Below are 26992 nucleotides of genomic sequence, written 5' to 3' on the forward strand. Positions count from 1 at the left end.
CGCTTTTTTAATTGATCATTTTATTTGGCGGCGGTGTTATAGTAAGGTCAGCCGGCGGATGAAATTCATTTTCCATCTTAGATACTACAACCGTTGCTACGCCATTTCCGATTAAGTTTGTAATAGCGCGTGCTTCAGACATAAAGCGGTCTACACCAAGAAGAAGGGCGATTCCTTCCACCGGAATCATTGGAAAAGCTGCCAGTGTAGCGGCTAGTGTAATAAATCCAGAGCCTGTTACGCCGGCTGCGCCTTTAGAAGTCAGCATCAATACGCCAAGCAGTGTCAGCTCCTGCCAAATCGTTAAATCTACTCCGTAAGCCTGGGCGATAAAGATCGCGGCCATAGAAAGGTAGATCGAAGTGCCATCCAGGTTAAACGAGTAGCCAGTTGGCACAACCAGCCCGACAACCGGCTTTGAACAGCCATAATCTTCAAGCTTTTTCATTAGCTTTGGCAGGGCAGATTCAGAAGAAGATGTTCCAAGAACAAGTAAAATTTCCTCTTTAATATACGCGATAAATTTAAAAATGTTGAATCCGTAGAATTTGGCAATACCGCCTAAGATGACGATAACGAAAAGAGCACATGTAATGTATACACCCAGCATCAGCTGGCCAAGTGACACAAGAGAGCCAAGCCCAAATTTTCCAATTGTGTAAGCCATCGCTCCGAATGCAGCGATTGGAGAAACCTTCATAATCATGTTGACGATTCCAAAGAAAATATCTGTTAAGCGTTCAAACAAGTCTACAACTGGTTTGCCGCGCTCTCCAAGAGCGGCCAGTGAAAGGCCGAAGAAAATCGCAAAGAACAAGATTGGCAGCAATTCGCCGCCTGCAAGAGCAGCCATTGCGTTGTCAGGCACGATTCCAAGAACAAAATCCATAAAGCTGTGACTGGATTCTTCTGCTCCTTTTGTATATTCAGAAATATCACCGCCATCTACAGAACCAGTATTAAAACCTGAACCCGGCTGAAGAAGGTTGACGACTAAGATACCGATTGCTAAAGCAAAAGTGGTAACGATTTCAAAATACAAAAGGGCTTTTCCGCCGATGCGGCCGACTTTCTTTAAATCACCCATGCTGCCGATTCCAATGACAACTGTGAGGAAGATAATTGGTGCGATGACCATTTTAATCATTTTAATAAAAATGTCCGCCAGTACTTTCAACTGCTCCCCGAAAGCAGGAAAAGCCAAGCCTACCGCGATCCCTAGAAGAATACCGATGATAACACGAACCGTTAAGTTATTTAACACTTTCTTCATATGAAAACCTCCTTTAATGAATTTGATAGCGTTTTCATTTACTTGATAAAATCATATCAGACTCCAACAGGAATAAATATTTTTGGTTTTAATGGTTTTTTTGGTCTTTTTGGTCAAAAAAAGAACGCTTATTCAGCGTTCTTCATCAGGAGGAAATTGAATTCGTTTGATTAAGTCGGAGCCGACTTCGTTTTCAACCTGTTGATACAAAGGGTTGAAAAGACGAAGCCACTTTTTCTGCTGTTCGGCTGTCAAGGAATGAATAGTAATCGGAGAAGTCCGCTTAATTTCTTTGAGCTGCTCCGCATTCATTTGGCCTGCTTTTTTCATGTTCCACTCGGTCGTTTCGTTCATGGCTTCCGTGATCTTTTCCTGAATTTCTTTTGGAAGCTCGTCCCAGAATTCCTGATTAATCATGACCGCGTAACCAAGATAGCCGTGGTTGCTGATCGTCAGATGCCTTTGTACTTTATAAAGCCGTTTAGAATAAATATTGGAAATCGTGTTCTCCTGCCCGTCAATTTGTCCGGATTCAAGCGCCTGATACACATCGTTGAACGGCATGACGGCAGTATCCGCTTCCAAAAGACGAAACTGTTCCGCGATAATTTGACCTGGCATTACACGAAAGGTCTGGCCGCGAAAATCATCCGGCTCAAGCAGCGCATTTTGGCTGCTGGTCATCTGCTTAAATCCGTTCACCCAAAAGCTAAGCCCCTTCACCTGCGGATCCTGGATCATCGAAAGAAGCTCTTTGCTCGTTTTTCCGGTAAATACCGCTTCCGCCTGGCTTTCACGCTTGAAAATAAACGGAAGATCGAGTACCTTCCATTGGGGAACGGTATCAATCAGCTTCGGAAATGAAGCCGCTATCATTTCTACTTTTCCGTTTTGCAGCGCTTCATATTCATTATCATCCGAATAAAGAATACCGTTCGGATAAATTTCAACTTTCACCTGGCCTTTTGTTTTTTCTTCTACAAGATCGGCAAATTTCCGAACTGTCAATCCTTTTGGTGTGTTTTCCGCTACTACATGCGAAAAGCGAATCGTAATGCTTGTCCCGAGCTTTTCCTGTTCATCATCATATGAAAGCAATTGTGTTTTGGCGGCTTCATTGTATTGGTAAAAATAATAGCCGGTCAGTATAAGGAGAGTAAAAAGGCAGAAGCTGATGTATTTGGCCATAGGCACCACCTGTTTTAAACATCTTTTTTCTTATCATATCACGTTTTGACCGTCCGGCTTGTTTTCTTTAACATGGTAAAATACATATACACGAGAATCTTTTAGAATGGCGGCGTTATGAATGGTGCGTATTCCAATTCAGTGGAAAATAACAGGGCTGATCATATTTATACTCCTTTTCTCTTTTTTTGCACTTGGCATTGCCCTAACCGGCAATTATCTTCAGACGAGAGAGAGCGAGCTGCGGGACCGGGCCATTTTAACGGCACGCACAGTCGCTGAACTGCCTGGTGTACCGGGCGAACTCGCTTCGTCGGGCAGTGTCACAAAAGAAGCGGTGGAGGCAGTGGAAGAACTGCGGGTAATTAATGGAGCGGATTATATCGTTATTTTAAATATGAACCGTATCAGGCTTACTCATCCGATCAACAGCCAGATTGGTAAAGTATCGGAAGGGGAAGATGAAGGGCCTGCTTTTGCTGAGCATGCATATGTATCAAGAGGAAAAGGTGAAACGGGGACGATGATCCGGGCTTTTGTGCCAATCATGGATACATCACACAATCAAGTTGGCGTTGTAATCGCAGGATACAAACTTCCAGAAATTGTAGATATGCTGCTGTCTGTAAAAAAAGAGATATTCATTGCGACTGGTATCGCATTGTTTATTGCCCTGTGGGGAGCGTATATGATGGCAAGGGACATCAAGCGGCAGATGTTTCAGCTTGAGCCGCATGAAATTGCGCAGCTCGTTGTAGAAAGAACCGAAGCATTCAATGCGATGCATGAAGGAATCATCGCAATTGACAGGGATGAACAGATTACTATCTTTAATCATAAAGCAAAAGAAATGCTTGGTATCAGTGGAGAAGTGATTGGCCGCAAGATCAGGGACGTGCTTCCGGATACCTATTTGCCGGAAATTCTTATGCTGGACCGTCCCATTTTAAATAAGCAGCTGCATATAAGCGATAGAGTCATTGTCTCCAATCGGATTCCCATTCGGGTAAAAAACGTTACCGTTGGGGCCATTGCCATCTTCCAGGATCGAACACAGGTCACAAAGCTTGCGGAAGAGCTGACCGGAGTGAAGGCTTTTGTGAGTGCCCTCCGTGTGCAAAACCATGAGCATATGAACAAGCTTCACACGATTGCCGGCTTGATTCAGCTCGGGAACCGGGAAAAAGCGCTGGAATATGTGTTTCAAGTATCGGAGGAGCAGGAAGAATTAACCCGCTTTTTAACAAAGAACATCCGCGATGACAGCGTGTCGGGGCTGCTGCTCAGCAAAGTAAGCCGGGGAAAAGAACTTGGGGTTCAGGTGACCATTGATCGAAACAGCTCACTGCATACGTTTCCGCCCCACATGGATCATCATGATTTTGTACTCATACTTGGCAATTTGATTGAAAATGCTTTTGACTCGTTTGAAGATCCTAAAGAAGACAATGAAATTTATGTAAGTATTCAGCAAACAAGTGATATTGTTTCGCTTTTAGTTGAAGACAACGGGTCGGGGATCAAGGAAGAAGACCAGCCATTCATCTTTAAACAGGGCTTTTCAACGAAAGCGCATACAGGAAGAGGGATTGGCCTGCATTTAGTGAGCGAAATCACCGCTAAAGGGAGTGGGCGCATTCATATTGAGTCTGCGCCGGGTGAAGGAACAACTTTTTCTCTTGTATTTCCAATGAAGCCAAAAAAGGATAGGGGGACTGAAATGTGATCAAGGTGCTGCTTATTGAAGATGATTTAATGGTTCAAGAAGTAAACAAGGAGTTTATCAACAAAGTAGACGGATTTGAGGTAATCGGCATTGCGGGCAACGGAAGAGAAGGAATGGAGCTGATCCGCCGCTTGTCTCCGGATCTTATTATTATTGATTTATATATGCCGTTAATGGGCGGGCTAGAGACGCTTCATTTACTGCGGCAGGAAAACATTCAAGTAGACGTAATCGTGATCACGGCCGCAAGTGATATAGATACCGTCCGCCAGGTGATCCAGCATGGCGCATTTGATTATATTATGAAGCCGTTTAAATTTGAGCGGATGAAGCAGGCGCTTGAACATTATCAATCTGTTCAAAATCGATTAAGTGAAAAAGGAAGAATCAGCCAGGAAGAGCTTGACAGCCTTTTGTTTCAAAAAGCAGGCGGACCGGATGAAGCGGAGCAGCTTCCGAAAGGGCTGAATGCTGTTACATTGCAAAAAATTGTTTCGCACCTGCAGAAAACGGACAAGCCTTTGTCAGCGGAAGAAGTCGCGGAAGGAGTCGGCGCTGCCCGGGTTACCGTGCGCCGCTACTTAGATTATTTAGAGAAAAGCGGAAAGGTGAAAATTGATATTCAATACGGCGTGATTGGCCGGCCTATCAACCGTTATATGCTGGCATAACCGGATGCGCCGAATTCTTTTCATAATGATACAATAGAAGCAAACAAAAAGAATGGAGTTCCTTTGTATGCTTCGAGCAATGAACATATTTTTAACGCGGTGGATGCCGCTTTTAACACCTGTGAGTGTTCTTGCCGGCGTTTTATTAGCGGAATGGATTCACTCATGGGTTTTTATTGTGCCATGGGTCTTTGCTTTTATGACGTTTACCGGCAGTTTAAATTCAAATTTTCGGATGCTGCATCATACGATGACTCATCCGTTTCCTGTTTTTCTGGCGCTTGTGATTCTTCACATGATTACGCCGCTGTTTGCCTGGACGGCTGGACATCTTTTATTTCCTGATGATCCGCTGATTGTTACAGGCTTTACACTGGCGCTTGTGATTCCGACTGGAATTACAAGTGTGATCTGGGTAACGATGTACCGGGGCAGCGTACCGCTTGCGCTTGTGATTATTTTACTTGATACGATTCTGTCACCCATTGTCGTGCCGTTCAGCATGTCTGTGCTGGCCGGAAGTAAAGTGGAAATGGATGTTTTCGAGATGATGAGCGGGCTGTTTTGGATGATTGTGCTGCCGTCTTTGCTTGGCATGCTCGTGAACGAGTGGGTAAAATCAGAAAAAGCAAGCCAGATCAGCCAGACGCTGTCGCCTTTTTCAAAGTTGTCGCTTCCACTCGTTATTGCGATTAACAGTGCTGTGGTCGCCCCTTATTTACGTGATATTGATTTGAAATTTGTTCAGATTCTCACGACTATTTTATTTGTCGTGTTGTGCGGCTATCTGCTTTCCTGGGCCCTTGCCGTGGCGTGCAGACAGCCGCATGAAACCATTGTGACGCTTATTTACACAGGCGGTATGCGCAACATCAGCGCAGGTGCCGTCATCGCCGTTAACTTTTTTCCGCCGCAGGCAGCAGTGCCGGTTGTGGTATGCATGCTCTTTCAGCAAATGCTCGCGGCATTTCATGGGTTTCTGCTTAAAAGAGTGTACCCTAGGGAGGTCAGGGCATGAGAAAAGGAAGATGGAAGCTGCAGACCGTTATTATTGCTTTTGTTTGTGCAGTCGTTGCTTTTTCTCTGCTTGTCACAGATATTTTAGTTACAAAAACCGTTACCGATTCCGTTGAAGCAGGACAAGCAGAAAAAGCGCAAAATGCATCGCGCATGGTGGCGCATACGCCGCTTGTCGCTCAGGCGCTTACGGGAGCACGAAGCGAAGAGGACATTCAGGCCTTTGCTAGCGATATCCGCAGGGAAACCGGTGTTCAGTTTGTTGTTGTCATGGATATGAATGGGATACGCAAGTCACATCCAGACCCTGACAAAATCGGCCAGCCCTTTACTGGAGGCGATGAGGAACATGTACTCGCTGGTGAGGAATATGTGTCTACAGCTGAAGGGACACTGGGACCCTCTGTCCGCTCGTTTACCCCTGTCTTCGATCCAGGTGGAAAACAAGTTGGAGCAGTGGCCGTCGGCATTTCATTGGAAAGTGTTCAAAATGCGGTTGCCAGCAGCCGAAACAATATTCTGGCAGGAACAGCTGCTGGTATTTTGGCTGGTGTTCTCGGCGCTGTACTGCTGGCTCGTTACATCAAAAAAGTGCTGCTTGGCCTGGAGCCTTTTGCGATTGCCCGGCTCGTTGAAGAACGTGATGCCATCCTTCAATCCGTGCATGAAGGCATTATTGCAGTAGACCGCGATTCGACGATTACGCTCATGAACAGGGCAGCCATGTCCCTTTTTAAAGAGGGGAAAACAGAATCGATTCCTCTTCATTCTCTGCAGCGCGTAATGGAAACAAAGCAGCAGGAAATTGACAGGGAGCAGCGGATCAATGGGGTTGAGCTTCTCGTAAACAGCGTACCGATTCACGTGGATGGAATGCTTGCCGGAGCAGTTGCTACATACCGTGATAAAACAGAAGTGAAACTGCTGGCTGAACAGCTGACAGGGGTTCGTTTATACGCAGACGCACTTCGGGCGCAGACACATGAATTCATGAACAAGCTTCATGTAATCCTGGGAATGGTTCAAATGAAGTCGTATGAGGAGCTTGCCTTGTTTATTCAAGAGACGGTTGATTTTAAAAGCAATGAGATTCAAATGATGACAGAAAAAATAAAAGATCCGGTACTGGCCGGCTTTCTCGTCGGCAAGCTAAGCTATGCGCGTGAATCAGGTGCTTCTTTGCACCTGAAAAGCGATTTTCCGATTCCGCAGCCGGAAGATCCAGCGCTTACACATGATTTGATTACGGTCGTTGGCAATTTAATTGATAATGCGATCGACGCGGTACAAAAAAGCCGGAAAAAAATCATTCATGTTGCGTTCAGCTATGGAGATGATATTCTAACAGTCGAAGTCGCCGACTCCGGTACCGGCATTGAAGAAGAAAAACAGCATCTCTTATTTGAAAAAGGGTTTTCGACGAAAGGAACCGGCCGCGGGATTGGGCTGTCACTAGTGCAAGATATTCTTGCCCAGCGGGACGGTGAGTTTGATTTGTTATCAGAACCAGGCAAAGGAACAAAATTAACCGTTTATATACCATTCCAGGAGAAAGGAGAGGAAAGGAAAGCATGATACGCGTTTTATTAGTAGAAGACGAACAGCGGGTGGCTGCTCTGCACGCAAAGTATGTAGAAAGCATCAGCGGGTTTTCACTGGCGGCATCGGCTGGAACGGTGGAAGAAGCTATTTCGGTTATAGAAAACCAGGAAATTGACCTTATTCTGCTCGATATTTTCATGCCGGGTCCACACGGATTATCATTGCTTACGTATGTAAGGGAAAAGGAAAAAGAAATAGATGTAATCGTCATATCTGCTGCTTCCGATATGGAACGGGTACAAAAAGCGATTCGCTATGGCGCAGTTGATTATTTAATTAAACCGTTTCAATTTGACCGGTTTGAAGAAGCATTAAAAGAATATCATGATAAACGAGCATTTATGACACAGTCCCGCCAGGTCAGCCAGGAAGAATTGGACCGCCAGCTGCTTGGCAGGGGAGAACAGGATATGCCGAAGGATATTCCAAAAGGGCTGACGAAAGCTACACTCAATCAAGTATGGGAAGAGATTCAAAAAATAGAGGATGCTTTTTCAACAGAAGACATTGTTAAAAGAGTTGGCATTTCCGGTGTGTCTGCACGCAAGTATTTAAAGTTTCTCGCAGATATCGAAGTGCTTGATGTAAGGGTGGTTTATGGCACGGTAGGACGCCCGGTTTATCAGCATACACGCAACCTTTCCAAGGAGTATATAATGAAAAACTTTCTGTAAGCAGTTTGAAACTGCTTACTTTTTTTAATTAAAAAACAATTTAAAAAAATAAATAATATATGATAACGCTTTAATTCCGGATAAGATGAAGCAAGAAACAAACAGGAGGTTATCACCATGGGAGCAGAACGGAAATTGGAAACGTTTCCTTCAAACGAGCAAAAGCCATCTTTTTTTCAAAAATTAAATAGTATTACTGTAGGACCAGTTCCACTGCCGCTTTATGTGGTGCTGGCTGCTGTGATTTATGCAGCGTCTGTATACAATCAGCTGCCGCCGGACATGATTGGCGGGTTTGCCGTTATTATGATTATGGGTATGCTGATGGGCGATCTTGGAATGAAAATCCCCATTTTAAAAGACATTGGCGGTCCAGCCATTTTAGCACTTCTTGTTCCATCTATTTTAGTTTTCTTTGATTTAATTAACCCTAGCGCAACAGAAGCTGTTACAACGCTTATGAAAACATCGAACTTTTTATATTTATATATTTCGGTGCTTGTCGCCGGAAGTATTCTTGGGATGAACCGCAAAGTATTGATCCAAGGGTTTACACGCATGTTTATCCCGCTTGTATTAGGGACGCTGGCATCTGTTGTGGCAGGCTGCTCTGTCGGCATGTTGTTTGGCTACAGCATTAAGCATACGTTCTTTTATATTGTTGTGCCAATTATTGGCGGTGGTATTGGCGAAGGTATTCTGCCGTTGTCGCTTGCTTACGCGCAAATTTCTGGCGGTGCAGCTGAATCATTTGTTTCTCAAATGATCCCTGCAGCAGTAATCGGAAATATCGTCGCCGTTGTATGTGCCGGCCTTATGATGCGTCTTGGAGAGAAAAAACCTGAATTAACAGGAAACGGTGTCCTTGTTAAATCAAAAGAAGGGGACCAGATCTCCTCAGAAACAACGATTAACAAACCAGTTGATTTCTCGTTAATGGGTGCGGGACTGTTAATTGCCTGCAGTTTCTTTATCTTCGGAAGCTTTGCCCACTTGTTCCTTGGTATTCCGGGACCTGTATTGATGATTGTCGGGGCAACGTTAGTAAAAGTCTTTCAGGTTATGCCGGCACGAATGGAACAAGGCGCTTATCACTTGTACAAATTCGTTTCAACAAGCTTAACGTGGCCTTTAATGGTCGGTCTTGGCATGCTGTACATTCCGCTTGAGGATGTAGTGAAAATTGTAACACCGGCTTACGTGATCGTATGTGCAGCCGTTGTCATTTCAATGGTTGCAACAGGCTACTTTGTCGGAAAGTTCATGAAAATGCATCCAATTGATGCAGCAATCGTAACAGGCTGCCACAGTGGTCTTGGCGGAACGGGTGATGTCGCGATTCTCTCAGCTTCAAATCGTATGTCACTGATGCCATTCGCACAGGTAGCAACACGCTTAGGCGGCGCCTCTACGGTTATTTTAGCGACATTGCTAATGAAAATGTTTGGTTAAGAAAAGAAAAACGCTTGTCTCAATCGAGACAAGCGTTTTTTACTTTTTCCTTCTGTTTTGGCGATCCCGGTGGGCGGCAGCCAGCTCTTCTGCATCACCTTTTAGTAAGGAAAATGAAATCACACCGGAAAAAAGGGCCGCTCCCGCTGAAATAAGCAGGCGGGTATCATGTGCAATCATTGCATAATCCTTGTTTAACATCCAGGTGGCAATGGAAAAAACAATCACCATAACAGGAACGACAAAAACGAATCGCTTCAGCATTCTGGCCGCGTCCTTTCCGCTTTTTTCTTAGTGTAGCATATTCTTTTCCAAAAAGCGGGCTGCGCTGAGCTAATGCAGAGAAGGAAAAGCCCGCCTAACATTTCGTGACACGAAGTTTTTTGTTATAATAGTGCAACAGAATAAATAGAAATCGGGTGTAAAAACGTGGAAGAAAAAAAAGAGACAGCCTTTTGGTCGATTATTTTTGCGGTTTTCTTCGGCAATTTTTTAGCTGTGATGAATACTTCTACCGTAAATGTAGCTGTCCCGGCGTTTATGAATCAATTTCATGCGGATCTGCCGGCAGCACAATGGACGGTAACAGGATTTATGCTGGCAGCCGGAGCAGTAGCGCCGGCGGCAGGCTGGTTCGGTGCGCGCTTTGGCTTTAAGCGTGTGTATTTGGCTGCGCTGATTGGCTTTTTTGTTTGTTCACTGATCAGTGTATTTGCCTGGAGTATTGAAAGCTTGATTGTGCTGCGTATTCTACAGGGGATATTCAGCGGCATGATTATGCCGTCAACGATGACACTTGTTTATAAAACGATTGAAAGAAAAAAACAGGCATACGGTATCAGCTTATGGAGTTTATCTGCTGTACTTGCTCCGGCTCTTGGCCCGGTACTGGCCGGCTTTTTTATCGATGCCGCGGGCTGGCCGGCGCTGTTTTATGTAAACCTTCCGATTGCAGCGGCAGCTATCTGGGCAGCTGCGGTATTTATTCCCGGGACCGATGCAGGAGCGAAAATGCCGTTTGATCTGCCAGGGCTCCTTCTGTCTTTTATCGGCAGTATTCTTCTTTTAACCGCTTTTGCTGAAGGAGAGTCATGGGGGTTCACGAGTGCAAAAACGCTCGGCGTTGCCGGAATCGCACTCGTTTTGCTGTTTTTATTTGTGCGGCGCGAGCTCCGTATCCAGTTTCCACTGCTGAACTTTGAAGTGCTGACGCACCGCCGTTATGCTTACAGTCTTTTGCTTAGTGCCGTTATGTCTATTGGGCTATACGCAGGGGCATTTCTCGTGCCGATTTTTCTACAAAGCTCACTTGGATTTGGCGCCCTGGAAACAGGACTGATTATGATGCCCGGTGCGCTCGTGATGGCGCTGTTTACACCGGTAACCGGCAGGCTGTATGACAAAACAGGCCCGGCTCCTCTTATATTGTCAGGCCTCGTCATTATGATTATTGGCAGTTATATGATGGGGAATTTGGATATCGAGACAACGATCGCTTATGTCATCATCTGGACATCGGTGCGCTATCTTGGAATCGCTCTTTGTAATATGCCTATCACTAATGCGGGCATGTCCGCCATCCCAGTGGAGATTGCCGGGTATGCCTCTGCACTCAACAACTGGGCGCGCCAGTCGATTGCTTCTTTGTCTATCGCTTTGTTTTCGGCTCTGCTTGCTTTTCGTTCTTCGATTTATGTAGGAGAAGGAACAGAGGTTCACGCTTCTTCTGCGATGGCAGCAGGGGATGTGTTTGTATACTCGCTCGTTCCGCTTGTAGTAGCATTGCCGCTGTCATTTTTGTTAAAAGAAAAACGCGCTTTGGCTGAGAAAAGAGGCTAGTTATTGGAACAGCTGAAAAACGAGAGAGCAGACTTTTCATCCTTGGCGGGTTGAGATTGTTTACTGAAGATAAAAAACGATCCGGGGCTTCCGGATCGTTCAGACTGTAGACAAATTATATGGATGACTGTGCACATGAATGGGATGGATCGGCGGCGTCCAGGCAGCTCCGCTTTCCATGGGGCAGGCGCAGAGCCCGACTTCGCCTGGCGGCTTCACCGGTCTCAGCTACCCGCTAGTCCCATAGGAGTCTGCGCCGCCCTCCCGCCACCAAGTGGCTTGCGACAAGATGGTATAGAGCTCATAAGGTCGTATCTTTTTGTTTAAAAAAGAGAAAATGTCTAGTCAATCCTTGCTTATGGATTTTCAACACCACTTATCGGCTCTTTTTTAAAAGCGAAAGACTTTATCTACACACTGAACGATCCGGGGCTTCCGGATCGTTTTTTTTATTGGAAATATTGATAATAAACCCGCTTGCTTTCTTCAACAGAAGATACCCCTTGAATCAAAACGCGGCCGTCGCGGAAAGCCGTAACCGTATAAGGTGTTTGCTGAAAAGAAAGCAAAAAGCCATTTTGGTGCGTAATCGTGGTTGTTTGTTTAATATGATCCGCCAGCTTGGCCAGGTTTCGCTTCATTACATCAGCTGGCCGGATTTGTACCGTGTCGCGTCCGCACAAAACCGCAAACTTGGTTGTCCGCTCGTACGATAAAAAAGGATAAACAGGTTCTGTGCCGCAGGAAGGACAGTCTCGTTTTTTCATACGCTGTACATCAACCGACGAAAATTGGTTTTTCCATAAATCAAAGGAAAAAATGGTTCCACGCAGTGCCTCCGTGTTTCCTGAAAGCCATTTGAGCGCTTCCGCTGTTTGAACAGACGCAGTCATTTGCACAGCGGGCGAAATAATGCCAGCGGTGTCACAGGTGGCGCCCGCTCCCGGCATCGTATCCATCAAGCAGTGGAGGCATGGTGTTTCGCCCGGCACGATCAGCATGGATAAGCCGCCCGATGCTACACAAGCTCCGTACACCCAGGGAATGCGCTTTTTTTGGGCGACATCGTTTAAGATAAAACGCACATCAAAATTATCGGTGCCATCCACAATCAAATCGATATGGCTTCGGGCCGTGATCTGCTCCAAAAAGGCTGCGTCGGCATCTTGGGTAAGGGCGGTGATGTGAACGTCAGAATTAACTGCGGCCAGTCTTTTTCGCGCTGCTTCTGCTTTTGGCATCCGGTCTACAGCATCTTGCTCAGTGTACAAGGTCTGCCGCTGTAAATTAGAAAAATCTACGTAATCCCGGTCTACAATCGTTACCTGCCCGACACCAGCCCGGACAATCATTTCTGCATTAGCCGCACCAAGAGCTCCAGCGCCAATGATCAGCACATGTTTTGTCCGCAGCAAATTCTGTCCGCTTCGTCCAATGCCTGGAAACAACACCTGTCTTGAGTACCGGTCTGTCAAAGCACGCTCATTCCTTCAAGCGGGCTTGAAGCGTTCGCATGAAGTTTTTTTGGAATCCGCCCCGCCTGGAATCCACCCCGTCCGGCAAGCACCGCATATTTCATTGCTTCAGCCATTTGAACCGGGTCGGCTGCGCCGGAAACCGCTGTATTAAGCAGTACGCCATCCGCCCCAAGCTCCATTGCTTTGGCTGCGTCTGATGGTGTGCCGATGCCCGCATCCACAATAACGGGTACATTCGCTTGCTCAATAATGTAGTGAATATTGAGCGGATTGACAATTCCAAGGCCGGTGCCAATGGGGGATGCGCCCGGCATAATCGCATGGCAGCCAAGGTCTTCGAGCCGCTTGGCCAAAAGTACGTCATCTGATGTATACGGAAGAACAATAAATCCTTCTTCTAAAAGCATTTCGGATGCACGCAGGGTTTCAACAGGGTCAGGCAGCAATGTTTTGTCGCAGCCAATGACTTCCACTTTAATCATGTCGCATAAACCGGATGCTTTCGCGAGCTTGGCGATCCGTACTGCTTCTTCCGCCGTTTTGGCGCCCGCTGTATTTGGCAGAAGGGTATATTTTTTAACGTCAATTTTTTCTAAAAAGTTCGGCTGATTCGGCTCGAAAATATTCATTCGCCGCACCGCAAACGTTAAAATTTCTGTTTGAGACGCTTCGACCGCCGCTTTTTGTATATCAAAATCAGGGAATTTGCCCGTGCCGAGCAGCAGCCGGGATTCAAATGAGTAAGGTCCAATCTTTAACATGTTTATCCGCCTCCTACAAATTGTACAATTTCCACACGGTCGCCATTTGCCAGCTTTTGATCGTCCCGTGTTGTTTTATCTAAAATAGACTGATTCAATTCCACAATGGCCAGATCTTTATTTAAACCAAAGTGATCCAGCAGGTCACGTACCGTCCTTACATTTTCCGGTACACCTACTTCGCGTCCGTTTACAGTCATTTTCATACAGGTGCCGCCTCCTTTTGGGGTAAAAAGCGCGTTGGAGAAAACGGCGCAAGACGCGCCGCCGTTCTTGAACAGCCGCTCAAATATTTTTCCATTAATAGCCCAGTGGCAGGGCTCAGCAGGATGCCGTTTCGGTAATGCCCGGTGCATATGTATAAGCCGTCAATAAAAGGGTGCGCACCGATAACAGGAAGATGGTCTGCCGCTTGGGGCCGGACTCCGGACCAGGTGCGTTCGATCATGCCCGTATCTAAAACCGGGAGCAGGCGGGCTGCGCGGTTTAACAGCGAGCGAATGCCGCCTGCTGTAACAGATGGATCAAACGTATTTGGCGTGGAAGTCGCACCGATCAGCATTTCATTGTTTCTTTTTGGCACGATGTAGCAGCCATCAACTGCAAATACCGTTTTAACAGGCGCTTTTTCTGTCAGCTTCACAGATACACATTCGCCTTTTACAGGAATAACGGGCAAAGAGAAGCCGGTGTCTGAAAGAAGAGAAGAACTCCACGCACCCGCTGCGTTAATGACACGATTCGCGTAAACGTCACCCGATTTTGTTTGGACGCCAAGAACTTGTCCATTTTTGATAAGCAGCTTTTGAACGGCGGTGTGCTCATAAACGTGAACGCCTGCATTAGCTGCTGAACGAAGCAATGCGAGCGCAAGCAGCGGCGCTTTAACTTGATTGTCTTTTTCTAAATAAATCGCACCGGCTGTACGGCCCGTTAACTGAGGTTCTATTTTGGGAATCTCTTCAGGCTCAAGCCAGGAAACAGTCGGATCTTTTTCTAATAAAAAGTGGTATTGGTGGGCTAAAGCATCCCGATCTTCTTCGGATGCGGCTACTTTCAGCAGGCCGGCTTTTCTGAGCTCGATGTCAACGCCGGACTCTTCAAAAAGCTCATCACGCAGATCGGGGAACAAATCCCTGCTTTCAAGAGCGATTTCCATAAGCGGGTTTTCACACTCAAACTCATTTTGCGCTCCAAGCATACCACCGGCGGCCATCGACGCTTTCCCGGCAGCGCCCGAATCAAACAGTGCAACTGAATAACCTGCTTTGGCAAGACGGTAGGCAATAGAACAGCCAATGACACCGCCGCCGATTAAAATATACTCGTATTTGTTCATATACGGTTTCACACCTTTCTGTTGAAAAAAGCCGAAATCATTGCAACACCGGAAGCACCTGCCTGCCGGACTGCTGGAATATTGCTTTGATCAATTCCGCCAATAGCGATAACCGGAATAGCAACAGACTCGGTTACTTTATGAAGAGCGTCGAGTCCTCGTCCAGGCAGGTTTTTTTTGGAGTTTGTGGCAAATACATGTCCAAAGTAAAGGTAATCAGCTCCGTCGGCTTCCGCTTTTTGGGCAGAAGAAACAGAATGAACGGATCGGCCGGCAAGCTTGTCAGGATGCTTCTGTTTAAAATGTGTCAGCCGTTCATCATATTCAGAAAAGTGAACGCCTAATACCGGCAGAAAGGGCACCAGATCGGGGGATGAGTGAAGAATCATTTTTTCGGGCGGCATTCCCCGCTCAATCAAGCCGATCAGGTGAGTGAAAAGCTGTTGTGCAGACAATCCTTTTTCTCGGATACAAACAGCATCGATTTCTGGAAAAAGAGAAAGCAGCTTTGTTTGTACGTGATCCGGCAAGCCGGCTCCATCAGTTACAGCATGAATCAGCTGCCTCACCTCCTAAATCAAAATAAAAAGCGCTGCTTTCTATAAAAGAAAGCAGCGCTGAATACACAAAGATGAACGGTTAAAAAGGTTTTCGCCACTTTCCTACGCCAGTATGAACTGGATCAGGTTCCAGGAATCCCAAAGTCACTCACTTTGATCTCAGCCTTTTTAAAAGGCACCTCCAGTGGAAGAATATTCAGTTTTTTTTAGGATAGCACAAATGAAAACAGGTGTCACGATAAATTCGCAAACTAAAAAAGCGCTCTCTTTTTCTTGTCCTTATTTGTCGCAAAGTATGTTTCATAAAGTTTATTTCGGGGGAATAAAATAAAGGCAACAAGAAAAAAGGAGAAGAACACCATGCACACGACAGAAAATGAACAAATGATCTGGATTGAAAAGCTGATGGCTCAAGGGATTTTCAAGCATGGCGACCGCCAGCTTTATGAATTATCAATGGAAGAATTAATGCACTTAAGCGATCAAAGTGAATCAATAGATAATTAAAAACCGTTCAAGCGTTTCCGTGCGCTTGAGCGGTTTTGTTTTTCCAGATGCAATAAACACCGGGCTGTTTGTTTTCAGCATAGAAAATAAGAGGGATTGACCCGGCCAGAAGGGAAAGAATAAATCCAATGACACCGATCCAATTGAAATGTATCCAAAACCAGCCGCCGAATGATCCAACAACACTAGAGCCAAGATAATAAAGAAGTAAGTACATAGAAGACGCCTGTGTTTTGTTAAATCCCGCATATTCTCCTACCCATGTGCTTGCGATCGAATGAGCGGCAAAAAAACCGAACGTAAAAACAGCAATGCCGATAATTTTCATGAAAAGAGAAGGGAAAAGCGTCAATACGGCACCGGATGCCATGATGCCAATCGACCATTTCAGCAAAAGCGGAATTCCATACTTGTCTGCTTTTTTGCCCATATAAACCGCACTGAACGTTCCTGTTAAAAAAACAATAAAAATAAATCCAATTAGCGTCTGGCTAAGCGAATAGGGAGGAGTAATCAGTAAAAAACCAATATAGTTATACAGCGTAACGAAGCCGCCCATTAACAAGAAACCAAGAGAGACAACAGCCAATAAGGGGCGGTTATACAAATGAATTTGGTATGTGAATGCCATTTCTTTGAAAGAAGGCTGCTTCTTTACGGAATGGCGCGGGTTTGGCAGTGAAGTTAAAAAGAGAACACTGGCTGACAGCGCCGTCAGTCCAATCAATAGCAAAGCGATTCGCCAGTTGAAGAAATCGGTTAAAAGCCCCGTTAAGACACGTCCCGACATTCCGCCAATGGTTGTGCCGCTAATATAAAGCCCCATAGCCGATCCGACGGCTTTCGGATTGAATTCTTCCGCTACATATGCCATTGCAATAGCCGGTACACCCGCTAAAAAGAGGCCGAGCAGTGCCCGGAAAGCCAGCAGCGTCCAAAAGTTTGGGCTCAAAGCTGTCAAGATCCCGATGATAGAGGCTGCAAACATCGAAATGGCCATCAGCTTTTTTTTGCCGTAGGCATCAGAAAGCGCGCCTGCTCCGATCATGGAAAGTGCCAAAACACCGGTAGACAGGGACAGAGTGAGACTTGCAGTTGAAGCAGAAACACCAAATTGCTCCGAAAACAGCGGCATGAGCGGCTGTGTGGTATACAGCGTCGCAAAGGTAACGAAGCCTCCTAAAAACAAAGCAAAGCTCGCTTTTTTTTGTTCCACGGTTCCTTTTTCAATAAATGACATGTGCATCCTTCTTTCCTCATCAGCCTATGTTTTACTATACGCTTCTGAAAATGATAGTTCCAATTTATAATTAACATAGGAACAATGCGTTTTAGTTATGGAGGGATTCAATGGAATGGCATCAAATTGAAAATGCCGCAGCCGTGGCGCAAACGCGCAACTTTACAAGAGCAGCGAAAAAGCAGGCAATTTCCCAGCCCGCCCTCAGCCGATCGATCATGAAATTAGAAGAAGAGCTTGGTGCACCTCTTTTTTTACGCGGGAAAAAAGAGGTTCAGCTGACGCAGGCAGGTGTCATTTTTGTTCAGAAAGCGCAGCAGGCACTTCAACTTATGAAAGAAGCAAAGGAAGACATTCAAGAAATTGTATCTCCCGATAAAGGCCATATATCGATTGCTTTTTTACCGACGTTTGGGCCGCATGTGCTGCCAAATTTAATTGCAGAGTACAAGCGGCTCTACCCAAACGTAACTTTTCAGCTTTCTCAGGGAGCAGGAGAAGTCAATATGAAAAAAGTACAGGAAGAAGAAGCAGATTTATGCATTACCGCACCGCCTTATAAACGCCATGATATCGAGTGGACGGTTATTCGGGAAGAGCAGTTGTATATAACTGTTCCCGCGAGTCATCCATTTGCAACACGGCCGTGTCTTTCATTTCGTGAAGCAGCGGCTGAACCTTTCGTGACCTTTAAAAAGGGGTTTGGCCTCCGATTTATGTTTGATGAGATGTGTGAAGAGCTGGGAATCGAGCCGCAGATCACTTTTGAAGGAGAGGAGGTCCCGACCATTGCCGGCTTTGTCGCGGCAGGGCTGGGCCTTTGTGTACTTCCAAAAAAACCGGAAATTGCTCATGAGCCGCTTGTTTTTATCGAGATCAGTGATTATTCTCTTGTTCGAAAAATCGCTATCGGTGTAAAAAAGCGTGGAGCCTTATCACCGGCTGCCCGCCAGTTTAAAACATTTGCTGAAAAATATCTGCAACAAAATCATGGCGGCCAGGTATGAAAAAGAAAAAGACGGGGTAATAAGAAGAAATAGAATGAAACCGTAAATGGAGGGATTAGCTGGTGAACCACACACTCTGGGCAGGCAGTTATGCCAAAAAAGAAGAGCCGGGTATTTACAAAGTAATCGTAGACACGGAGTCGGAAACGCTGACGATCACAAACCGTTTCAGCGGCGTAGAAAATCCGTCTTTCCTGGCAGAAGCAGATGGTTTTTTATATGCAGCGTCTGAATCAATGGACGGAAAAGCGGTTCTTTTTAGTATTGAGCCTGATGATCTCATTTTGAAAGCAGAAGCTGATGCAGGAGAAATGGCTCCCTGTCATATTTATGCAGAAGATACATATGCATGGACAGCGAATTACGGAGGATCTGTAACGAAATACGAACGCAACGGTGATACGCTTCAAAAAAACGCTTTTTCAAAACATGAGGGAAGCGGTCCAAACGAAGAAAGACAGGATGCGCCGCACGTTCATTCGGTTACGCCTTTCCCGGATGGGCGTCACTTGCTTGTCTGCGATCTTGGAACAGATACGCTTGTGGTTTACGACAAACATAAACTGGAGATTATAAAAGAAGTTAAAGCGGCACCCGGAGCAGGGCCGCGCATGGCTTTTTTTCATCCAGAGCAGCCCGTCGTTTATGTGATGAATGAGCTGGATTCTACGGTTTCCGTTTATAAAGTCGGAGATGGGGGCGCCATTACGCATCTCGATACACTTGCCGGGCTGCCGGCCGGTTACAGCGGCGAACATACAGGAGCGGATGTGCAAATAAGTTCCGACCGCCGATTTTTATATGGAGCCATCCGGGGCTGGGATGGGCTGGCGGTTTTTGATATCGGCCCAGACGGTACCTTATCTGAACCGCGTCATGTAAAAGTGGATGGAAAAACGCCCCGCAGTTTTTATGCATTGCCAGATGAGCCTTTTCTAGTGGTGGCTTTCCAAGATTCGGATGAAATCTGCTTGTTTAAAATTCAGCCAAATGGCCTGCCTGTGTTTACAGGGGGAAGAGCCGCTGTCACAAAGCCAGTTTGTGTTATTAAGAGAGGAGAGAGGTAAGATGAATACATCCTTATCAGGTAAAACAGCACTTATCACAGGAGCGGGGTCAGGAATTGGCAGAGCCACCGTGATCAAAATGGCGGAAGCTGGTGCGAACATTATCCTACTCGACCGCAGCCGGGAAGATTCAGACGAGCTTGTGAGTGAAATCGGCGAAGACCGCGCTTTTCACGTAACAGCTGATGTATCAAAAGCGGATCAGATGGAAAAAGCCATTCGAGAAGGCGCAGAAAGATTTGGTGGAATCGATATTGTTTTTGCCAATGCAGGGCAAAATGGCACTTTTACGCCGCTTGAGCACTTGGAGCCGGACGATTGGAATTCCGTCATGATGACCAATTTAACCGGCACCTTTTTAACATTAAAATACACCATTCCTTACTTGAAAAAGCAGGGCGGCAGCATTATTATCACGTCGTCCATCAACGGGACGCGTACGTTTAAAAACTTTGGATTTTCAGCTTACGCGACTACGAAAGCAGGACAGGTGGGTCTTGGTAAAATGGCTGCGGTCGAGCTTGCGCAGTTTAAAATCCGTGTTAATATCGTCTGCCCGGGAGCCATTGATACGAACATTGACGCCAGCACAAACAAAGAAGAAGAAAAACTGAAAGAAATTACGATTCCGATTGAATACCCAGAAGGCAATCAGCCGCTTGCCGGAGGGTCCGGAAAGCCGGAGCAGGTAGCAGACCTTGTTCATTATCTGGCTAGTGACGCGGCCAGTCACGTAACAGGATCTGTTGTGTATGTTGATGGGGTTGAATCGCTTCTGTAAAGAACTTCAGTCATATTTTTATAAAAAAGAAAAACCGGTGCAAGCTGGTTTTTCTTTTTTTTATGGTCCTTTTTTACTTATTAGGCATTTTTCTGGAACTTTTTTCTTCTTCCTCCGTATGTAGGGTGAGAACCAATGAAAAGGAGAGAAAAAAATGAAAAAGTGGGCTCAGCTAACCGCAGCAGGTTTTCTGACAATGGGTCTTGCAGCATGCGGACAGACAGCGGAACCAACACCGGAAACAACGAAGGAACAAACAAGTGATATGACGCTTAGCGAAGTCTTCGATAAGTCGATGGAGGTTTCAAACGAAACGAAAAGCTTAAGTGCTAAAGTGGACATGACCCAGCAATTGGAGCAGCCGTCTCAAGATTTAAAAATGAAAACTGATTCTGTCATGGATATGAATATTACGAACGATCCGCTCGCTATTTATCAAAAAGGAACAACGAATATGAATATGGATGGAGCAGAAGAGGGCCAGAAGATGGATATGGAGATGTACATGACGGAGCAGGGCTTTTTTATGAAGGATTCAGCAAGCGGACAGTGGATGAAAATGCCATCTGAAATGTACGATCAAATTACGCAAATGACCGAGCAACAGTCGGACCCGTCTCAGCAGCTGAAGCAGCTCGAAGCATTTAAAGATGATTTTACTTTTGAACAGACAGAGGATGCTTACATCCTAAAGCTGTCGGCTTCCGGCGACAAATTTAATAAGCTCATTCAAGACCAAATGAAGCAGTTTGTCCCGCAGCTTGAGGGAGAGGAAGACCAGGCGGCCATTGACGAAATGATGAAAGGCATGAATATTGAAAAAGTGGACTACACGATCAATGTAGACAAAGAAACCTTTCAGACTACAGCGGTTGATATGATCATGGATATGACGATGGAAATGGAAGGAGAGTCCATGAAAGTTAATCAAGTAATGAACGCGGACTACAGCAACTACAACAAAGTAAAAGCGATCACTGTTCCGGAAGATATTGTGAAAAACGCACAGGAAATACAGATGTAAAAGAAACCCGCCCTTAAAGGCGGGTTTTTCTTTTGAGGAAAAGGGAAAAATGAGTAAAAAAAAGAAAGAAGCGATCGTATGAGAATTCCCGAAGAGCTTGCTGAGCTCGGCAAAAAAAGAATCGAGCCGTATCCGGTCGAAGGATTTGTCTACGGAAGCGGGCCGAAGCACCCAAAGCTTATGCTTGTTGGAGAAGCACCCGGTGAAACCGAAATTGGAAACGGCATTCCGTTCAGCGGCCGGGCAGGAAAAGAGTTAATGAAATTTCTAGAGATGGCAGGGGTTGGCCGGGAAGAGGTGTATATTACAAGTGCCGTACGAAGCCGCCCGTACAAATGGGGTGAAAAAAGGGGACCGGACGGTGCGACCGTGAAAAGAAAATACAACCGCGCCCCGACCAGCCGTGAAATTCTTGCGCACGCACCGCTACTTGATTATGAGATTGAGCATGTAAAAGCACCGATTATTGTCACACTGGGCAATATCGGCTTAAAACGGCTGGTCGGAAATGACAAAAAAGTATCCGATCTTCATGGTGAACTGCTCGTACAGCCAGTACTGCAGCTAAAGGAAGAACAGTTTGAATGGACTAAAAAGAACTATCGGATTTTCCCCACTTTTCATCCAGCGTCCATCTTTTATAATCGCCGCCTGCTTGAGCTTATTCATGAAGACATGGAAAAGCTTCGCCTGCTACGCCGGGATTTTCCGATGTACGATTAAGCCAATTAACACAAACAGCATCAATGATGAAAGAGCTGCCCGGCTGGCAATGTCACCATGGTCAGCGAGCAAGAGCGTGATTGTGCCATACATAAGCGGGCCGACAATAGCGGACAGCTTGCCGGAAAAAGCAAACAGCCCAAAAAACTGGCCTCGCTTGTTTTCAGGAGAAAGCTCGATAATCAGCACGCGGGACGTGACCCAAACTGCGCCGAGTGCCACGCCGAATAAGCTGCCTGTTATCCAAAACATCGGCTGATTGATGGCAAAGGTCCCGAGCAAAAGGGCGGCGAACAAAATGATCCCGACGTAAAAAACAGCTTGTCTTGCACCGGCTGACCGCGTAACATAGCCGAAAATAAATGAACCGATGATGCTCGAAATGGTTGAAACAAGGTAAAGCAAAATAAATTCGCCCGATGAAAAACCGACAATGGCTTTTGCATACACTGCCATCATGGCGATGGCAGTGGCAATGGCGTCATTGAGGAAGAAGTAAACGATCATAAACAAAAAGATTGGGCGGTATCTTTTCATATCTTTAAATGTTTCCCACACATCCCGGTACCCGGCGAAAAAAGGCCGTTTTGCCTGCGCAGGGCGCGGCGTTTCTTTGTAAAACAGAACAAGCGGCAGAGTGAAAAGTAAAAACAAGCCTGCAGTCGGTAAAAAAGCATCCGCATACGTACCGCCGCTGGCGAGCGGATAAACAGCCAGGCCGACAAGTGTACCCATATAACCGATGGCCACTCCGAACCCTGACAGAAGCGGCATCGTTTCTTTTGTACTGATGTCAGGCAGCATCGCATCATAAAAAATTAAGCTGGACTGGTAGAAAAACTTGGCCGCCACAAACAATACAACAACCACCATAAAAGCTGCCGGCATCCCGTGCCAGTTTCCAAAGTTCTGCGGGGCGGCCAGCCCCATAAGAGCAGTGGACAAAATGGCAGCAAAAGCAAAAAACATGACGCAGCGCTTTTTGCGTCCGCTTTGATCAATCCATACACCGAACAAAGGAGAGAAAACAACGAGGAAAAAACTTGAAACAGCATTGGCATAAGACAAGAAGGTACTGGCAATTTGATCAAGCCGTTCGCTTCCGCCCGCGATTTCTTGTACATAAAAAGGGAAGAAAATCGTTGTAATATTCGATGAAAAAATCGTATTAGCGAAATCATATAAAGCCCAGGAAAGAATGGGCATGGTAAAAAACCATTTCCAGCCCCCTTTGTTTCGCATAGAAACACCTCCATAGTAATATAATTCCAATCTGCATTCTTTCATTCCTGCTCTTTACAATAATTTAACGTTTAAACCAATTAATCTTATAGGTTTTTAAAATCATTTCCGCTATACTGTAATTAAAGCGGGACACTTTTTTCGTTTTACGTTAAAATGAAACGGAATACTCTACATAAAGCGAGGGAAAACAATTGGGAAAAACATTTATTTTTGGCCACAAAAACCCGGATACGGATTCAATCTGCTCAGCAATCGTTTATGCTGATTTGAAAACGAAGCTTGGCTTTGACGTGGAAGCGGTTCGCCTTGGTGATATCAACGATGAAACGGCTTTTGCGTTAAAAACATTTAATGCGGAAGCGCCGCGTTTAATTGAAAAAGCGTCACCAGAAGTAGACTCTGTTATTTTAGTGGACCACAATGAGCGTCAGCAAAGTGTAGATGACATTGATGACGTACATGTTCTTGAAGTTATCGACCACCACCGGATTGCTAACTTTGAAACAACAGATCCGCTTTACTACCGTGCGGAGCCAGTTGGCTGCACCACGACTATCCTAAACAAGCTTTACAAAGAGCATGGTGTGGAAATCGAAAAAGAGATTGCCGGCTTGATGCTGTCAGCGATCATTTCTGATTCTCTTTTGTTTAAATCACCAACATGCACAGAGCAGGATGTAAAAGCTGCGCAGGAACTGGCCCAAATTGCTGGGATAGATGCGAATGAATACGGGCTTAATATGCTGAAAGCGGGCGCGGATTTAAGCGGCAAAACAGCAGAAGAGCTTATCGGTATCGATGCGAAAGTATTCCCGATGGGCAGCAAAAAAGTAGAAATCGCACAAATTAACGCTATTGATCCAGCTGACGTGTTAGCACTGAAAGCGGAGCTTGAGCAAGCTGTAACAGATGCGATCGTAGAAAAAACACTTGATCTGTTCCTTGTAGTCATTACGGATATCTTAAACAGCGACTCTGTAGCTATCGCGATTGGTGCAGAAACTTCAGCTGTGGAAGAAGCGTTCAATGTAAAACTTGACGACAACCAGGCGCTTTTAAAAGGCGTTGTATCCCGTAAAAAACAAATCGTTCCTGTATTAACTGAAATTCTTCAAAATCGTTAAGTTCAAATGCCCTTGTTATGCGGGGCGTTAACAAACAGAAAAGCGTCTCTTTTTAAGAGGCGCTTTTTTTGCTTTGGGGAACTTGTTATAATAGAAAGAATAAATATAGGAATAAAGGGGTGAGCGGATGGAACAGCTGCAAGCAGCACCACAAGAACCGAATCGTCAAAGGCAGCATCAAAAAGCAGGGCCGAGGCGCTTATTGAAACGAACATTATTTATTTTTATCGGCGCTATATTAATGGCTATTGGCATTGAAATTTTTCTGGTACCCAACTCGATTATGGACGGTGGTATTGTAGGGATTTCGATTATTTTATCTAGTATAACTGGTGTCAAGATAGGTCTTTTTTTATTTTTACTGAATATTCCGTTCTTTTTCCTCGGCTATAAACAAATCGGCAAAACCTTTGCGCTTTCAACGATTTTTGGGATTACCGTGTTAGCGATTTTCTCCACGTTCCTGCATCCAGTAGCAGCTTTTACAAGCGATATTCTGTTGGCTTCTGTGTTTGGCGGCATTGCGCTTGGAGCGGGAGTAGGAACAGTCATCCGGTATGGGGGCTCTCTCGACGGCACGGAAATTTTAGCGATTTTGATTAACAAGAGGCTGCCATTTTCAGTTGGTGAAATTGTCATGTTTTTTAACGTGTTTATTTTTTTATGGGGCGGCTTCGTATTCGGCTGGGACCGGGCTATGTATTCTGTGCTCACGTACTTTGTAGCCTTTAAAACAATTGACGTAGTAATTCAAGGGCTGGATGAGTCGAAATCAGCCTGGATTATCTCTGATCAGTACAAAGAAATCGGTGAAGCGATTATCGCCCGCCTTGGCCGCGGTGTTACGTATTTAGATGGAGAAGGTGCTTATACTGGCGAAGACAAAAAAGTCATTTTCTGTGTCATTACCAGGCTTGAAGAAGCGAAATTAAAATCCATTGTAGAAGATTTGGATGAAGGAGCATTTCTTGCAGTGGCAGATATTGCGGAAGTGCGAGGCGGACGCTTTAAGAAAAAAGATATTCACTAAGCCAAAGGCTCGGCCAATGCCGAGGCTTTTTTTATGGAAAAAAACTGTACTATTATCTTGAATTCTAAATATATATAGTTTGCATTAAAGTTACAAAGTTACTTTTATGAACTAATGGGGGTATGCAAAATGACAGTATTAACATTTGACCAGGTACACAGCGGGATTGCGTTTCAAGTAAAACATATGATGGTATCGAAAACAAAAGGTGAATTTACAAGCTTTGATGTACAATTTGACGGTGATATCAATCAATTAGAAGCTGCAAAATGGAGTGTATCGATTGATACGGCATCAATTGATACAAATAATGAAGATCGGGACAACCACCTTCGTTCAGGTGATTTCTTTAATGCGGAACAGCATCCGGAAATCACATTTATCAGCGATACGATCCAAAAGGTATCCGAAAATGAATACGAGGTAACTGGCCAGCTCACATTAAAAGGTATTACAAATACAGAGACATTTACCGTTGAATATAACGGGACATCAAAAAGCCCAATAGATGGCAGCACAATTGCCGGTTTTGATGCAGAAGGCAAAATAAACCGTGAGGCATACGGTTTAACATGGAATGCTCCGCTTGAAACAGGTGGCGTTCTTGTAGGAAAAGACGTAAAATTCAGCGCGAATTTTGAATTTGTCGTTGGTGAGTAAAAAAGAAAAAGCATACCCCTCAAACAGGGGTATGCTTTTTCTTTAGCAGTCAGCACCGTTATTACAATTTAGGACTGTTTTCTGAATGTGAAAGAATGTATCCATGCATAAACAGGACTGAACGAAATAGTTGCGGATAAACGATGTTAGACACCGGCTTAGAACACCAAACATATGGAAGCCTGGGATAGATAATCCCAAATCGAAATGGCCCGCTTATCGTCATGAATTATTTTTAACCGTTAAAATGCCCTGCTGGTGAATAATTGAACTCTTTCTTGAGTAAAAATAGTTTGTCGTGAAAGGGGCCTTTAAAAAAGTGAAACCTTTAGCGAGAGAATAACGTATGCATTCATATACTTCGTTATAAAAGGAGCTGGTATATCGTGTTTGGAAAAGTAGCAGCAGATGTATTGGGATTGAGCGATGTCGGAGCGGTTATTAAGCCTGCAGATTATGACAAGGTCGATGCAGACGATTACATTATGCATGAAGACGATGAGAAAATTTATTTTCTGATCAAATCAAAAGCAGATGAATATTGTTTTACCAATCTTGGGCTTGTTCACGTAGATGGAGCGAACGCAGTCAGCAAAAAGCGGCTGCTTCGCCGGTATAACTATGTGGCAAACCGTGTTTCAAGCGTGTACCTTGAAACAGCAGGTACTGTCGATCTGGATGTGGAAATCAAGTTTACGCTTGGAACCCAGACGTATTCGATTGATGTGCATAAAAAGCACCTGGAAGAGCTAAAGGATTTATACAAAGCGCTATTGAAAATTGCTGAAATGCAGCAGGAAAACGAAATGAATTTTGGCTATGCGCAGCAAAGCTTAGAAATGTCCGCCAATTCTATTAAAAACATTACAAAAACACAAATTGATTTGGCTGCCGAGTTTGAAAAAGTGAATGTATACGCTTTTGACTGGCTGAAAAAATCGAGTGATACGTACCGGGTAAAAGACTTCGGTGCCGTATTTGAAAAATATATCAACAATTAAAAA

Annotated in this window: 27 protein-coding genes and 1 riboswitch; of the genes, 17 read left to right on the plus strand and 10 right to left on the minus strand. The window is 45.1% G+C overall.

What is annotated here, in order from left to right; genetic code table 11:
- Nucleotides 1-7 precede the first annotated feature (7 nt).
- A complete protein-coding gene (locus RG959_RS16550; protein ID WP_342798062.1) occupies nt 8-1273 on the minus strand; it encodes a dicarboxylate/amino acid:cation symporter in 1266 nt (421 codons plus the stop codon).
- 132 nt (nt 1274-1405) lie between these two features.
- A complete protein-coding gene (locus tag RG959_RS16555) occupies nt 1406-2461 on the minus strand; it encodes a DctP family TRAP transporter solute-binding subunit (protein ID WP_342798063.1) in 1056 nt (351 codons plus the stop codon).
- A 121-nt stretch (nt 2462-2582) separates the two neighbouring features.
- Here RG959_RS16555 and RG959_RS16560 point away from each other — a divergent pair, with 121 nt between their 5' ends.
- From RG959_RS16560 to RG959_RS16585, 6 genes are all read left to right on the plus strand, one after another.
- Nucleotides 2583-4187: an ATP-binding protein gene (locus RG959_RS16560; RefSeq protein WP_342798064.1), complete on the plus strand. Its 1605-nt coding sequence runs from the start codon at nt 2583-2585 to the stop codon at nt 4185-4187.
- The gene (locus RG959_RS16565; RefSeq protein ID WP_342798065.1) at nt 4184-4858 is read left to right on the plus strand and encodes a response regulator; all 675 of its coding nucleotides are present in this window, start codon (nt 4184-4186) and stop codon (nt 4856-4858) included. Before RG959_RS16560 ends, RG959_RS16565 begins: the two co-directional genes overlap by 4 nt.
- Before the next feature lie 67 nt (nt 4859-4925).
- Nucleotides 4926-5876, plus strand: coding sequence for a bile acid:sodium symporter family protein (locus RG959_RS16570; RefSeq protein WP_342798066.1), 951 nt, complete (start codon nt 4926-4928; stop codon nt 5874-5876).
- Nucleotides 5873-7450 carry a DcuS/MalK family sensor histidine kinase gene (gene dcuS, locus RG959_RS16575; protein WP_342798067.1) on the plus strand — a complete coding sequence of 526 codons (1578 nt, stop codon included), beginning with the start codon at nt 5873-5875 and terminating at the stop codon, nt 7448-7450. The genes RG959_RS16570 and dcuS overlap by 4 nt, the downstream gene beginning before the upstream one ends.
- Nucleotides 7447-8151 (plus strand): response regulator, encoded by a 705-nt coding sequence (locus tag RG959_RS16580; RefSeq protein ID WP_342798068.1) that lies wholly within the window; start codon nt 7447-7449, stop codon nt 8149-8151. The genes dcuS and RG959_RS16580 overlap by 4 nt, the downstream gene beginning before the upstream one ends.
- A gap of 117 nt (nt 8152-8268) precedes the next feature.
- Nucleotides 8269-9603 carry a 2-hydroxycarboxylate transporter family protein gene (locus tag RG959_RS16585; protein ID WP_342798069.1) on the plus strand — a complete coding sequence of 445 codons (1335 nt, stop codon included), beginning with the start codon at nt 8269-8271 and terminating at the stop codon, nt 9601-9603.
- A 39-nt stretch (nt 9604-9642) separates the two neighbouring features.
- Here the strand turns inward: RG959_RS16585 and RG959_RS16590 are convergent, their stop codons facing one another.
- Nucleotides 9643-9867, minus strand: coding sequence for a hypothetical protein (locus RG959_RS16590; RefSeq protein WP_342798070.1), 225 nt, complete (start codon nt 9865-9867; stop codon nt 9643-9645).
- 165 nt (nt 9868-10032) lie between these two features.
- On the opposite strand from RG959_RS16590, the gene RG959_RS16595 reads away from it, so the two are divergent.
- Nucleotides 10033-11442 (plus strand): DHA2 family efflux MFS transporter permease subunit, encoded by a 1410-nt coding sequence (locus RG959_RS16595; protein WP_342798071.1) that lies wholly within the window; start codon nt 10033-10035, stop codon nt 11440-11442.
- Nucleotides 11443-11891: 449 nt separating this feature from the next.
- On the opposite strand, the gene RG959_RS16600 is transcribed toward RG959_RS16595, so the two are convergent.
- From RG959_RS16600 to RG959_RS16620, 5 genes are read right to left on the minus strand one after another with little or no spacing between them, the layout of a single operon-like run.
- A complete protein-coding gene (locus RG959_RS16600) occupies nt 11892-12917 on the minus strand; it encodes a ThiF family adenylyltransferase (protein ID WP_342798072.1) in 1026 nt (341 codons plus the stop codon).
- Nucleotides 12914-13681: a thiazole synthase gene (locus RG959_RS16605; RefSeq protein WP_309091323.1), complete on the minus strand. Its 768-nt coding sequence runs from the start codon at nt 13679-13681 to the stop codon at nt 12914-12916. The genes RG959_RS16600 and RG959_RS16605 overlap by 4 nt, the downstream gene beginning before the upstream one ends.
- A gap of 2 nt (nt 13682-13683) precedes the next feature.
- Nucleotides 13684-13887: a sulfur carrier protein ThiS gene (gene thiS, locus RG959_RS16610; protein ID WP_342798073.1), complete on the minus strand. Its 204-nt coding sequence runs from the start codon at nt 13885-13887 to the stop codon at nt 13684-13686.
- Nucleotides 13884-15020, minus strand: a complete 1137-nt coding sequence (thiO, locus tag RG959_RS16615; protein ID WP_342798074.1) for a glycine oxidase ThiO — start codon at nt 15018-15020, stop codon at nt 13884-13886. The genes thiS and thiO overlap by 4 nt, the downstream gene beginning before the upstream one ends.
- Before the next feature lie 8 nt (nt 15021-15028).
- Nucleotides 15029-15589: a thiamine phosphate synthase gene (locus tag RG959_RS16620; protein WP_342798075.1), complete on the minus strand. Its 561-nt coding sequence runs from the start codon at nt 15587-15589 to the stop codon at nt 15029-15031.
- Nucleotides 15590-15662: 73 nt separating this feature from the next.
- Nucleotides 15663-15773: riboswitch (TPP riboswitch) on the minus strand.
- 167 nt (nt 15774-15940) lie between these two features.
- Here RG959_RS16620 and RG959_RS16625 point away from each other — a divergent pair.
- On the plus strand, nt 15941-16087 hold the full coding sequence (locus RG959_RS16625) for a Fur-regulated basic protein FbpA (RefSeq protein WP_342798076.1): 147 nt from the start codon (nt 15941-15943) through the stop codon (nt 16085-16087).
- 7 nt (nt 16088-16094) lie between these two features.
- On the opposite strand, the gene RG959_RS16630 is transcribed toward RG959_RS16625, so the two are convergent.
- Entirely contained in the window at nt 16095-17327 is a 1233-nt protein-coding gene (locus RG959_RS16630; protein ID WP_342798077.1) for an MFS transporter, read from the minus strand.
- A gap of 110 nt (nt 17328-17437) precedes the next feature.
- On the opposite strand from RG959_RS16630, the gene RG959_RS16635 reads away from it, so the two are divergent.
- From RG959_RS16635 to RG959_RS16655, 5 genes are all read left to right on the plus strand, one after another.
- On the plus strand, nt 17438-18334 hold the full coding sequence (locus tag RG959_RS16635) for a LysR family transcriptional regulator (RefSeq protein ID WP_342798078.1): 897 nt from the start codon (nt 17438-17440) through the stop codon (nt 18332-18334).
- A 62-nt stretch (nt 18335-18396) separates the two neighbouring features.
- Nucleotides 18397-19401: a lactonase family protein gene (locus tag RG959_RS16640; protein ID WP_342798079.1), complete on the plus strand. Its 1005-nt coding sequence runs from the start codon at nt 18397-18399 to the stop codon at nt 19399-19401.
- Between the two features lies 1 nt (nt 19402).
- Complete coding sequence (locus RG959_RS16645) at nt 19403-20182, plus strand: SDR family oxidoreductase (protein WP_342798080.1); 780 nt, start codon at nt 19403-19405, stop codon at nt 20180-20182.
- Nucleotides 20183-20336: 154 nt separating this feature from the next.
- A complete protein-coding gene (locus RG959_RS16650) occupies nt 20337-21206 on the plus strand; it encodes a DUF6612 family protein (RefSeq protein WP_342798081.1) in 870 nt (289 codons plus the stop codon).
- A gap of 78 nt (nt 21207-21284) precedes the next feature.
- A complete protein-coding gene (locus RG959_RS16655; RefSeq protein ID WP_342798082.1) occupies nt 21285-21929 on the plus strand; it encodes a uracil-DNA glycosylase in 645 nt (214 codons plus the stop codon).
- Here RG959_RS16655 and RG959_RS16660 read toward each other — a convergent pair.
- On the minus strand, nt 21900-23171 hold the full coding sequence (locus RG959_RS16660) for an MFS transporter (RefSeq protein ID WP_342798083.1): 1272 nt from the start codon (nt 23169-23171) through the stop codon (nt 21900-21902). The two genes, RG959_RS16655 and RG959_RS16660, sit on opposite strands and share 30 nt — an antisense overlap.
- Nucleotides 23172-23365: 194 nt before the next feature.
- On the opposite strand from RG959_RS16660, the gene RG959_RS16665 reads away from it, so the two are divergent.
- The 4 genes from RG959_RS16665 (at nt 23366) to RG959_RS16680 (ending at nt 26989) form a co-directional block, all read left to right on the plus strand.
- The gene (locus RG959_RS16665; RefSeq protein WP_251273274.1) at nt 23366-24298 is read left to right on the plus strand and encodes a manganese-dependent inorganic pyrophosphatase; all 933 of its coding nucleotides are present in this window, start codon (nt 23366-23368) and stop codon (nt 24296-24298) included.
- A 127-nt stretch (nt 24299-24425) separates the two neighbouring features.
- Nucleotides 24426-25328: a YitT family protein gene (locus RG959_RS16670; RefSeq protein WP_342798084.1), complete on the plus strand. Its 903-nt coding sequence runs from the start codon at nt 24426-24428 to the stop codon at nt 25326-25328.
- A gap of 129 nt (nt 25329-25457) precedes the next feature.
- Nucleotides 25458-25988, plus strand: a complete 531-nt coding sequence (locus RG959_RS16675) for a YceI family protein (RefSeq protein ID WP_342798085.1) — start codon at nt 25458-25460, stop codon at nt 25986-25988.
- A 386-nt stretch (nt 25989-26374) separates the two neighbouring features.
- Entirely contained in the window at nt 26375-26989 is a 615-nt protein-coding gene (locus RG959_RS16680; protein ID WP_342798086.1) for a PH domain-containing protein, read from the plus strand.
- Nucleotides 26990-26992: the final 3 nt, after the last annotated feature.

The sequence above is a fragment of the Domibacillus sp. 8LH genome (assembly GCF_038806185.1).
GTDB lineage: Bacteria > Bacillota > Bacilli > Bacillales > Domibacillaceae > Domibacillus > Domibacillus indicus_A.